The sequence below is a fragment of the Streptomyces sp. NPDC127106 genome (assembly GCF_042677605.1).
Taxonomy (GTDB): domain Bacteria; phylum Actinomycetota; class Actinomycetes; order Streptomycetales; family Streptomycetaceae; genus Streptomyces.
The window spans coordinates 5463-15937 of the sequence record NZ_JBHXTC010000010.1 but is presented as its reverse complement, the minus strand read 5'-3'; the positions used below and the strand labels follow the sequence as shown (position 1 = coordinate 15937).

Sequence of the window (10475 nt, the reverse complement as noted above, 5' to 3'; positions counted from 1 at the left end):
CCGGGCCGGGCCCGGCGAACGGGCGTCCGCGCGTGTGGTTGCGGCCGCCCCCCCCGGGGGGGGGGCCCCCCCACATCCGCACCCCCGGCACGCGGATGTCCTTCGCCGGGCATCCGCTCGTCGGTGTCGCCTGGCTGCTGGACATAGAGGAGCTGCAGCCGCCGGCCGGCGAGGTGTGGGCCCGGTACGACGGAGAGTTCACCTGGATCACCGCGCGGCCCGAGTGGGTCGAGGGCAAGCGCACCGAGCAGTACGCCACCCCCGCCGAGGTCGACGCGCTGCCCGCCCCGCCGCCGGGCGAGGGCTGGCTGTACGCGTGGGCCTGGGAGGACGAGGCCGCGGGCCGGATCCGGGCCCGCGGTTTCCCGCGGCGCCCGGACGGGGTCATCACCGAGGACGAGGCCACCGGCTCGGCGGCGGTCCTGCTGACGGCACAGCTGAACCGCGCCCTGAACATCACCCAGGGCGCGGGTTCGCAGATCCTCACGGCCCCCGGCCCGGACGGCACCGTCGAGATCGGCGGCCGCGTCCGCTTCGACGCACCGCCGCGCACGGGACCGGCATACGGCCGCATGGGCATGGCCGTGCACGTGCGCTGACCCGGACCGGGCCGCTGACCCGGACCGGGCCGCTGACCCGGACCGGGCCGCTGACCCGGGCCGGGCCGCTGACCCGGACCGGGACCCTCGCCCCGGGCCGGGACCGTCGCCCCGGGCCGGGACCGTCGCCCCGGGCCGGGACCGTCGCCGGGCTCAGGCGCTGAGCGGGAACTCCTGGCCGAGCTGCCGGAACACGGCCCCGTTGTAGTCGAAGGCGCGCTTGCACTCGTCGATGATGCGCTGCTTCTCCAGGTCGTCCGCGGCGATCGCGTCCAGCAGCTCGCGGTAGTGCCGCTTGAAGGCGGCCGGGTTGGCGATGCCGGTGAAGACGTAGAACCGGACCCCGTCGCCCTTGCGCTCGAAGCCCCAGGTCCGCTCCGCCTTGTCGCGGATGATCTGGCCGCCGGAGAGGTCGCCCAGGTAGCGCGTGTAGTGGTGGGCGACGTACCCGCCGGGCCAGGTGGCCGCGCACTCGGCGATCCGGGCCGCGTACGCCGCGGTCGCGGGCAGCGCCACCAGCGTCTCGCGCCAGGAGGGGCCGCGCAGGTGCGCCAGGTCGCGCTCGATCTCGGCGACGCGCATCAGCTCGGGCTGTATGAAGGGGCCCGCGACCGGGTCGTCCGCGAGGGACCCGGCCGCATCCTCCAGGGCCCGGTACACGAACCACAGCTGCTCGGTGTAGCGCGCGTACGCGTCCACGCCGAGACGGCCGCCGAGCAGGTCGCTCATGAACGTCGAGGACTCGGCCTCGGTGTGCTGCTCGTGCGAGGCGACACGGATGACCGTGGAGAAGGCGTCCAAGACAAGACCTCCGTCGGGCGTGGATGCGGGGCACGGCGGCACGGGCGGCCGCCATGCCCGATCCTCTTACTTAGGCTTACCTAAGTCAATGTGTTCCCGACGTGTTGTCGGTAAAACGCCCCTGCGGTGAAAACCTGGGGTCGAAGCCCCTACGGCAGGGTGAGGATCTCGGCCCCCGTGTCCGTCACCACCAGTGTGTGCTCGAACTGCGCGGTCCGCTTCCGGTCCTTCGTGACCACGGTCCAGCCGTCGTCCCACATGTCGTACTCGTGGGTGCCCAGCGTCAGCATCGGCTCGATCGTGAAGGTCATCCCCGCCTGCATCACCGTCGTGGCGTGCGGGCTGTCGTAGTGCGGGATGATCAGGCCGGAGTGGAAGGACGAGTTGATGCCGTGGCCGGTGAAGTCCCGGACCACGCCGTAGCCGAAACGCTTCGCGTACGACTCGATGACCCGCCCGATGACGTTGACCTGCCGGCCCGGCTTGACGGCCTTGATCGCCCGGTTCAGGGCCTCGCGGGTGCGCTCCACCAGCAGCCGGGACTCCTCGTCCACGTCCCCGCACAGGTACGTGGCGTTGTTGTCGCCGTGCACGCCGCCGATGTACGCGGTGACGTCCAGGTTCACGATGTCGCCGTCGCGCAGCACGGTGGAGTCGGGGATGCCGTGGCAGATCACCTCGTTGACCGAGGCGCACAGGGACTTCGGGAAGCCCCGGTAGCCCAGCGTCGACGGGTAGGCGCCGTGGTCGCACATGTACTCGTGTGCCACCCGGTCCAGTGCGTCGGTGGTCACCCCGGGGGCGATCAGCTTCGCCGCCTCCTCCATCGCCTGCGCGGCGATCCGGCCGGCGACGCGCATGGCCTCGATGGTCTCGGCCGACTGCACCTCCGGTCCGGTGTACGGGGTGGGCGCGGGCTTGCCCACGTACTCGGGCCGGCGGATGTTGCCGGGAACGGAACGGGTCGGAGAGAGCTCGCCGGGGACGAGCAGCGACTGGCCAGACATGCAAGCGAGTGTATCCAGCGGGGATGGGGCAGCATGGCGGCAGAGAGCAGCGGAGAACGGCCGAGGACGCCGGAGGACCGGCGGCGGGCGGTCGGCGAGAGGAGCCCGAGGACGATGGCCCTGTTCAAGAAGCGCCAGGTGGGCAAACCGGGCGAGTGGTACTACTGCCTGGTGCACCAGAAGGTCGAGGAGGGGCCCGAGTGCCCGGCGAAGGACCGTTTCGGCCCGTACGCCACCCCCGAGGAGGCCGCCCACGCCATGCAGACCGCGCAGGAGCGCAACCTCGAATGGCAGAACGACCCCAGGTGGAACGACAAGTCGCGCGAAGAGGACGAGGGCACGACGGGAACGGCGGGGACCTGACGGATTCCGCGCACTCCCCCGGGAGGGCGGAGGGGGGGCGCCCCGCCGGCGCACCCCGGCCGCCCGCCCGCCGTCCGTCGCCGCTCGCCGCCGCCCCCCGCCCCGGGCGACGGCCCGGAAACGATACGAGCCGGTAGCGTCACGCACCGCACGGAACCGCTGCCTGTTCGATCGCACGAGCCCCGGCATTACGCTCACCCCCATGACCTCCACTGACAGCACACAGAAGCCCCCCGCGAAGGACCCGTGGGACCTGCCGGACGTCTCCGGCCTCGTCGTCGGCGTCCTCGGCGGCACCGGCGACCAGGGCCGCGGCCTGGCTTACCGGCTCGCCAAGGCCGGCCAGAAGGTGATCATCGGGTCCCGCGCCGCCGACCGCGCCGCGCACGCCGCCACCGAGCTGGGCCTGGGTGTGGAGGGCGCGGACAACGCCGAATGCGCGCGCCGCAGCGACATCGTGATCATCGCGGTGCCGTGGGAGGGCCACGCCAAGACCCTGGAGGCCCTGCGCGAGGACCTCGCGGGCAAGCTCGTGGTGGACTGCGTCAACCCCCTCGGCTTCGACAAGCAGGGCGCCTACGCCCTCCAGGTCGAGGAGGGCAGCGCCGCCCAGCAGGCCGCCGCCCTCCTCCCGGACTCCCGGGTCACGGCCGCCTTCCACCACCTCTCGGCGGTCCTGCTCCAGGACGAGTCGGTCGAGGAGATCGACACCGACGTCATGGTCCTCGGCGAGTCCCGCGCCGACACCGACATCGTCCAGGCCCTGGCCGGTCGCATCCCCGGCATGCGCGGCGTCTTCGCCGGCCGCTTGCGCAACGCCCACCAGGTCGAGTCCCTGGTCGCCAATCTCATCTCCGCCAACCGCCGCTACAAGGCCCACTCAGGCCTCCGCATCACCGACGTCTGAACGTGACCGCGCCCGGCCGGGTGCCTTTACGGGGGCACTGCGGGGCATGGGGGACACTGGAGGGGCTCGACCCCACCCGTGTCGCCGAGGAGCCGTACCCCATGCCCCGCCTTGCCGTTTTCGCCACCGTCGTCTGCGTCCTCTCCGTGGCGGCGGCCGCGGTCGCCTTCGTGGAGGGCAGCTTCCTGGGCATCGTGTGGGTGCTGCTCGCCGGCCTCACGTCCAACATGGCCTGGTACTACGTGCGCAAGGACAAGGCACGCAAGGCCTCCGGCTCCACCGGCTCCGCCGGCTAGCTGGGCCGCGGCCGCCGCGGCGCGCCCCGACGACTCGACCTCCACGGGGACCACGAGCAGGACTACTCGGCCTGGGGGACGGCGCACAGGCCGTCCGTCTCCTGCCAGAAGCGGTACAGGCTGTGCCCGCAGTACGTCTCCACGTCGGAGACGCCCAGCGCGGACAGGATCCCCTCGACGGCCCCGAAGAAGGCCGCGTTGACCGCCGGGACCCACAGCAGCGCGAACACCGCGATCAGGCCGAACGGCGCCAGCGGCGCCACCTCCCGGCGCACCCGGTACGACAGCCAGGGCTCGATGACGCCGTAGCCGTCCAAGCCGGGCACCGGCAGGAAGTTCAAGATCGCCGCGGAGACCTGGAGCAGCGCGAGGAAGGCCAGGGCGAAGCGGAAGGCGAGCGGGACGCCGTCGACGGCGTCCAGCCAGAAGGGGGCGGTGCAGACCGCCGCGAACGCCACGTTCGTCAGCGGGCCCGCCGCCGAGATCAGACTGTGCTTCCAGCGGCCCTGCACCCGGTCCCGCTCGATGTACACGGCCCCGCCGGGCAGGCCCAGACCGCCCAGGATCACGAAGACCACGGGCAGGACGATGCTCAGCAGCGGGTGCGCGTACTTCAGGGGGTTCAGCGTCAGGTAGCCCTTGGCGCCGACCGTGAGGTCGCCGCCGTGCAGGGCGGTACGGGCGTGCGCGTACTCGTGCAGGCAGAGCGAGACGATCCACGCCGCCGTGACGAAGAGGAAGACGGCCAGGCCCGCGCTCGACGAGTACCCCGTCCACACCGCCCACCCCGTGACTGCCATGATCGCGGCGATGCCGAGGAAAACGGAACTGACCTGCCGGTCGCTGCGCGTGCTCTGATGACCCATGCGGCGAAACCTATCCCGGGTAGGGGGCCGTCCGGGATACCGGTCCGGGGACAATGGACCGGTGCGCTACGCGATCCTCGGCACCACCCAGGCCACCCGCGACGACGGTACCCCCGTCGCCGTCGGCGGCGCGCGCCTGCGCGCACTGCTGACCGCGCTCGCGCTGCGGCCCGGGCGGACGGTGCCGGCGCACCTCCTCGTCGCCGAGGTGTGGGACGGTGGCCGGCCGGCCGACGCGTACGCCGCCCTCCAGGCGCTGGTCGCCCGGCTGCGCAGGGCGCTCGGCCACGAGGCCGTGCGGTCGGCGGACGGCGGGTACCGGCTCGCCGCCGACCGCGAGGACGTGGACCTCTACCGCTTCGAACGGCTGGTCCGGTCCGCCGCGGCCGCCGCGGACGGGGACCCGGCGCGGGCGGCCGCCCTGTACGACGAGGCCCTCGCCCTGTGGCGCGGCCCGGCGCTCGCCGACCTCCCGGACCCGGGGCCGGAGGCCGCGCGCTGGGAGGCCGTACGGACGGACGCGCGGCGGGGGCGGCTCGCCGCGGCCCTCGACCTCGGGGAGGCGGCCCGCGCCCTGCCGGAGCTCGCCGCGGTGTGCGCGCAGCACCCGCTGGACGAGCCCCTGCAGGCGCTCCGGATCCGGGCACTGCGCGACTCCGGCCGCACCGCCGAGGCCCTGGCCGCCTACGAGGAGGTCCGGCAGGACCTCGCCGACCGGCTGGGCGCCGACCCGGGCCCCGCCCTGCGCACCCTCCACGCCGCCCTGCTGTCCCAGGCCGGTGCCCCACCGGCCGCCGAGCCGGCCCCGGCCGGCACCCCGCCACCGGCCCCGGGAGCGGACGGCCCGGCCCCGGCCCGCCCCGGGCCCCCGGCCGGCCCGCCCGGTGGCCCCGCCGAGCTCCGCAGCCGCGGGAACCTGCGGGCGCGACTGACCACCTTCGTCGGGCGGGAGGAGGACATCCGGGCCATCGGCGCGGACCTCGCGCAAGCCCGCCTGGTCACCCTGCTCGGGCCCGGCGGCGCCGGCAAGACCCGGCTGTCCCAGGAGGCCGCCGAGGCACACGCCCCGGCCGACTGGCCCGACGGCGTGTGGTTCGCCGAGCTCGCCCCCGTGGACGACCCGGACGACGTCCCCGAGGCCGTGCTCACCGCCCTCGGGGCCCGCGAGACCAAGCTGCGCGGCGCCTCCGCCGAGGAGCTGCGCGCGCTGACCGAACGCGCCGGCGACAACCCGCTCGACCGGCTCACCGAGCACTGCGCCCGCCTCCGGCTCCTGCTGATCCTGGACAACTGCGAGCACGTCGTCGGCGCCGCCGCCGAGCTCGCCGAACAGCTCCTCACCCACTGCCCCGGCGTGCGGATCCTGGCCACCAGCCGCGAACCCCTCGGCGTGCCCGGCGAGTTCCTGCGCCCGGTGGAGCCGCTGCCCGACCCGGTCGCGCTGCGGCTGCTCGACGACCGCGGCGCCGCCGCCCGGCCCGGCTTCACCACCGGCGACGACCCCGGGGCCGCCGCCGAGATCTGCCGCCGCCTCGACGGGCTGCCGCTGGCGATCGAGCTGGCCGCGGCCCGGCTGCGACTGCTCACGCCCCGCCAGATCGCGGACCGGCTGGACGACCGGTTCCGGCTGCTGACCAGCGGCGCCCGTACCCACCTGCCCCGCCAGCAGACGCTGCGCGCGGTCGTCGACTGGTCCTGGGACCTGCTCGACGAGCCCGAGCGGACCGTCCTCGCCCGGCTGTCCGTCTTCGCCGGCGGTTGCGACCTGGCCGCCGCCGAAGCCGTCTGCGCCGCCCCCGCCGACGCTGCCGCCGGCGCCCCCGACAGCGCCGACGTCGCCTCCCTCCTCGGCTCCCTCGTCGACAAGTCCCTCGTCATCGCCGCCCCCGCCCCCTCCGCCGACGGCATGCGCTACCGGCTCCTGGAGACCGTCGCCGAGTACGCCGGCGAGCGGTTGGACGAGGTCCCCGGCGACCGGGCCGCCACCGAGCGGCGCCACCTCGTCCACTACCGGGAACTCGCCCGCACCACCGAGCCGCTGCTCCGTGGCCACGGCCAGCGGGCCGCAGCCGGACGCCTCGCCACCGAGTACGAGAACCTCCGCACCGCCCTGCGCCGGGCCGTCGCAGCCCGCGACACCGACGAGGTGCTGTGCCTGGTGCACTCCCTCGTCTGGTACTGGCAGATGCACGACCTGCGCGCCGAATCCCGGCACTGGGCGAACGCCGCCGGAGCCCTCGGCCCCGACCCCTTCCAGCCGCCCGTCACCCCCGCCGAGCCGGTGTACGAACGCCTCGTGGACACGCCCCCGCCCTACAGCGGCGAGCGGCTCACCGAGGCCTGGCGCGGCATCCGCATGGTCCAGCTCGCCGCCCGCGACCAGAGCAACGAGAGCTGGACCTCCCCGGAGGTCCGGTACCAGATCCAAGGGATCCTCGCCGCCTACCGGCCCGGCATGCCGCAGACCTGCAGCGCCCCCGGCTCGCTGTGGGTCTACGCCGCGATGCTCTCCGGGAACGCCGACCTGCTCCAGCGCGTCATCGACGCCACCGTCGACACCGCCCGCGCCCTGGACTACCGCTGGGAGCTGGCCGGCGCCCTCCAGCTGCGCGCCAACATCCTGGCGAGCCGCGCCTCCTGGGCCGGCGACGCGGTCCGCGACGCCGAGGAGAGCCTGGCCCTGTTCACCGAGCTGGGCGACGACTGGGGCTGCGCGGAGGCCCTGTCCGCGCGCGCCGAGTCCCACGAGAAACGCGGCCGGTACGCGTCCGCCGCCGAGGACTTCCGCTCCGCGATCGAGTATGCCGAGCGGCTCGGCGCCTCCTCCCAGGTCACGGTCCTGCGCGTGCGGATGGCCGGAGTCCTGATCGAGAGCGGGCGGGCAGCCGAGGCCGAGGAGCTGCTCACCGGGATCCTGCGCACCCACCACGCGTACGGCAACGAGGCCCTGCCCGCCGCCCGCATGTTCCTGGCCGTCTGCTACGGGCGCACCGGCCGGATCCCCGAGGGCCGCGCCCAGCTCCAGCGGCTGCGCGACGAGTTCGCCTTCGGCGCGTACGCCATCTTCGACGGGTTCCTGCTCGGCACCCTGGCCTGGCTGGAGAACCAGGACGGCAGGCCCGAGAAGGCGCTGGTGCTGCTCCGGGAGGCCATGGCCAGCGCCAAGGACCCGCTCGCCCTGATGGTCGCCCCGCAGATGCCCGCCGTGTACCTGATGACGGCGGCCCGCTCCCACGCCATCCTCGGCGGTCCCGGTCCCGGTCCCGGTCCCGGTCCCGGTCCCGGAGCCGGAGTCGGAGTCGGACCGGGCCACGCGTACGACGCGGCGCGGCTCCTCGGCGTGTACCGGGCCCTGCTCCCCGCGGGGCACTTCCCGGTCAGCACCGAGCGGGAGGACTACGCCCTGGCCGAGGAGCTGGCCCGGGCGGCCCTCGGCGATGCCGCGTACGAGGCGGCGTACGCCGAAGGCGGCGGCCTCACCCTGGAGGAGGCCACCGCCCTCGTCTGATCCGCCCCCCGAGCGGGGCCCGTCCGGGACGCGATCCGGAACGGACCGTCCCACCGGATCAGGTCTTGTTGCGGAACTTCGCGACCGCCAGCGGCGCCGTGACCGCGGTGATCACCACGGCCCAGCCCAGCGTCATCCACACCGAGTGGGCGAGCGGGCCGCCGTTGATGAGGTTGCGGGCCGCGTCGGCCAGGTTGGACAGCGGGTTGTATTTCGTGAAGGACTGCAGCCAGTCGGGCATCGAGGACGGCGGGCTGAAGATCGAGCTGCCGAACTGGAGCGGCATCAGCACGAGCATCGCCACCCCCTGGACGCCCTGGGCGGTCTTCATGGTCAGACCGAGCAGGATGAAGATCCACATCAGTGAGGCGCCGAAGACCATCGACAGGCCCACCGCGGCGAGCAGGTCCAGCAGCGAGGTCTTGATCTCCAGGCCCAGCAGGAAGCCCATGCCGAGGAGGATCGCGGTGGCCGCCAGCATCCGGCCGATCTCGACCACGATCTTGGCGATGAGGACCGAGGAGCGGGCGATCGGCATGGACCGGAAGCGGTCCATGACGCCCTTCTTGAAGTCCTCGTTGACGCCGGTGCCCACCGCCATGGCAATGTTCAGGCCCGTCATCGCCATCATGCCCGGGACCAGGTAGTTGACGTAGACGTCCTGGTTGCCCTTGCCCGCGATCGCGCCGCCGAAGACGTACGTGAACAGCAGGATGAAGACGATCGGCATCAGCACGACCTCGAGCACCGACTCCGGATTCGCCTTGATCTGGAGGACGTTGCGGCGTGACAGGGCACCTATGTGTCGCAGGTTCCCGCGCAGGCCGATCCGGCCCTCCGCGGACCGCACCGCCTTCGGCGCGGGCGTTCCGGCGGCCGCCTCGCGGGCCGGGGCGGTAGTCGTCGTGCTCATGCCGCGACCTCCTTGGTCGTGCCGGTGGGAACGGAACCCTCGGGGAACGTGGCCGAGTGGCCGGTGATGGAGAGGAACACCTCGTCCAGGCTGGGCAGGTACGTGCCCAGGTCGGCGATGGCGTAGCCGCGGGCCGCCAACAGCCCGACCACCGCGGTCAGCTGCTCGTCGCTGAGGATCGGGACCAGCAGCACGCCCTCGTCCGGCACGGCCTGGGAGCCGGCGACTCCGTCGAGGCCCGCCTCGGCCAGGGACCGGGCCATGCCGGGCAGTTCCGCCGGGTCCACCGGACGGATCCGCAGGGTGCGGCCGCCGACCCGGGCCTTCAGTTCGTCGACCTTGCCGTTGGCGATGACCTTGCCGCGGTCGATGACCGTCACCTCGCTCGCCAGTTGCTCGGCCTCCTCCATGTACTGGGTGGTGAGCAGGACGGTCGCGCCCTCGGTCACCAGCCGCTGCACCTCGTCCCACACCTCGTTGCGGGTGCGCGGGTCCAGGCCGGTGGTCGGCTCGTCCAGGTAGATCACGGCCGGGTTCCCGATCAGGGAGGCCGCGAGGTCCAGGCGGCGGCGCATGCCGCCGGAGTACATCCCGGCGACCTTCTTCGCCGCGTCGGTCAGCGAGAACCGCTCCAACATCTCGTCGGCGCGGCGGCGGGCGTCCTTGCGGGACAGGTCGAGCAGCCGGCCGATCATGTACAGGTTCTCCCACCCAGACAGCCGCTCGTCGACCGAGGCGTACTGGCCGGTGAGGCCTATGGTGCGGCGCAGCTGGCGCGGCTGGTGGACCACGTCGTACCCGGCGACCCGAGCGGTCCCGGCGTCCGGGACGAGGAGGGTGGACAGGCAGCGCACCAGGGTGGTCTTGCCGGCGCCGTTCGGACCGAGGACCCCGAGGACCGTGCCCTCGCGGACGTCCAGGTCGACACCGTCGAGGGCCTTGGTCTCGCCGAAGTGCTTGACCAGTCCCCGCACCTCGACGGCGTTCCCGCCGTTCCGGGGATTCTTGTCGTTTCGCGTCATGCCCCCATGGGACCAGCCGCCACCGACAAAGCACCGACAGCCGACCGACAACCGGGCGGCCGCACCGACAACGGACCGACAACGGACCGACGGCCGGCCGACAGCACGGACCGCCGACGCCCCCGCCGGGGCGGCGCGGCGCGCGCCCGGGCGCGGATACACACACCCCCCCCCCCCCCACCCCGCGGGCGCG

General features: G+C 73.7%; 9 protein-coding genes and 1 pseudogene. 5 read left to right on the top strand and 5 right to left on the bottom strand.

All coding sequences use genetic code 11. The annotated features are described in order from the left end of the window. Positions 1 to 74: 74 nt before the first annotated feature. Positions 75 to 599, top strand: a pseudogene (locus ACFVGY_RS12290) (PhzF family phenazine biosynthesis protein); the annotation flags it as partial. A gap of 153 nt (positions 600 to 752) precedes the next feature. Here the strand turns inward: ACFVGY_RS12290 and ACFVGY_RS12285 are convergent. Then, on the bottom strand, positions 753 to 1400 hold the full coding sequence (locus tag ACFVGY_RS12285) for a heme oxygenase (biliverdin-producing) (RefSeq protein ID WP_385674986.1): 648 nt from the start codon (positions 1398 to 1400) through the stop codon (positions 753 to 755). A 149-nt stretch (positions 1401 to 1549) separates the two neighbouring features. Beyond that, entirely contained in the window at positions 1550 to 2407 is an 858-nt protein-coding gene (map, locus tag ACFVGY_RS12280) for a type I methionyl aminopeptidase (RefSeq protein ID WP_385674983.1), read from the bottom strand. 114 nt (positions 2408 to 2521) lie between these two features. Between map and ACFVGY_RS12275 the strand changes: the two genes are divergently transcribed. The 3 genes from ACFVGY_RS12275 (at position 2522) to ACFVGY_RS12265 (ending at position 3973) form a co-directional block, all read left to right on the top strand. Then, positions 2522 to 2770, top strand: coding sequence for a hypothetical protein (locus ACFVGY_RS12275; RefSeq protein WP_385674980.1), 249 nt, complete (start codon positions 2522 to 2524; stop codon positions 2768 to 2770). A 202-nt stretch (positions 2771 to 2972) separates the two neighbouring features. Then, a complete protein-coding gene (gene npdG / locus ACFVGY_RS12270; RefSeq protein ID WP_385674978.1) occupies positions 2973 to 3677 on the top strand; it encodes an NADPH-dependent F420 reductase in 705 nt (234 codons plus the stop codon). Between the two features lie 101 nt (positions 3678 to 3778). After that, positions 3779 to 3973 (top strand): hypothetical protein, encoded by a 195-nt coding sequence (locus ACFVGY_RS12265; RefSeq protein WP_385674975.1) that lies wholly within the window; start codon positions 3779 to 3781, stop codon positions 3971 to 3973. A gap of 62 nt (positions 3974 to 4035) precedes the next feature. Here the strand turns inward: ACFVGY_RS12265 and ACFVGY_RS12260 are convergent, their stop codons facing one another. Continuing rightward, positions 4036 to 4839, bottom strand: coding sequence for a site-2 protease family protein (locus ACFVGY_RS12260; protein WP_385674972.1), 804 nt, complete (start codon positions 4837 to 4839; stop codon positions 4036 to 4038). Between ACFVGY_RS12260 and ACFVGY_RS12255 the strand changes: the two genes are divergently transcribed. After that, the gene (locus ACFVGY_RS12255; protein WP_385674969.1) at positions 4838 to 8347 is read left to right on the top strand and encodes a BTAD domain-containing putative transcriptional regulator; all 3510 of its coding nucleotides are present in this window, start codon (positions 4838 to 4840) and stop codon (positions 8345 to 8347) included. The genes ACFVGY_RS12260 and ACFVGY_RS12255 overlap by 2 nt on opposite strands. Positions 8348 to 8405: 58 nt before the next feature. Here ACFVGY_RS12255 and ACFVGY_RS12250 read toward each other — a convergent pair whose 3' ends face one another. Beyond that, on the bottom strand, positions 8406 to 9260 hold the full coding sequence (locus ACFVGY_RS12250; RefSeq protein WP_385674966.1) for an ABC transporter permease: 855 nt from the start codon (positions 9258 to 9260) through the stop codon (positions 8406 to 8408). Beyond that, positions 9257 to 10282, bottom strand: a complete 1026-nt coding sequence (locus ACFVGY_RS12245; protein WP_385674963.1) for an ATP-binding cassette domain-containing protein — start codon at positions 10280 to 10282, stop codon at positions 9257 to 9259. Before ACFVGY_RS12245 ends, ACFVGY_RS12250 begins: the two co-directional genes overlap by 4 nt. Positions 10283 to 10475 lie beyond the last annotated feature (193 nt).

What these genes read in the sequence shown, in the direction of transcription:
- map (WP_385674983.1), bottom strand. Translation starts at nt 2,407, where the DNA reads ATGTCTGGCCAGTCGCTGCTCGTCCCCGGCGAGCTCTCTCCGACCCGT.
- ACFVGY_RS12275 (WP_385674980.1), top strand. Translation starts at nt 2,522, where the DNA reads ATGGCCCTGTTCAAGAAGCGCCAGGTGGGCAAACCGGGCGAGTGGTAC.
- npdG (WP_385674978.1), top strand. Translation starts at nt 2,973, where the DNA reads ATGACCTCCACTGACAGCACACAGAAGCCCCCCGCGAAGGACCCGTGG.
- ACFVGY_RS12265 (WP_385674975.1), top strand. Translation starts at nt 3,779, where the DNA reads ATGCCCCGCCTTGCCGTTTTCGCCACCGTCGTCTGCGTCCTCTCCGTG.
- ACFVGY_RS12255 (WP_385674969.1), top strand. Translation starts at nt 4,838, where the DNA reads ATGCGGCGAAACCTATCCCGGGTAGGGGGCCGTCCGGGATACCGGTCC.
- ACFVGY_RS12260 (WP_385674972.1), bottom strand. Translation starts at nt 4,839, where the DNA reads ATGGGTCATCAGAGCACGCGCAGCGACCGGCAGGTCAGTTCCGTTTTC.
- ACFVGY_RS12250 (WP_385674966.1), bottom strand. Translation starts at nt 9,260, where the DNA reads ATGAGCACGACGACTACCGCCCCGGCCCGCGAGGCGGCCGCCGGAACG.
- ACFVGY_RS12245 (WP_385674963.1), bottom strand. Translation starts at nt 10,282, where the DNA reads ATGACGCGAAACGACAAGAATCCCCGGAACGGCGGGAACGCCGTCGAG.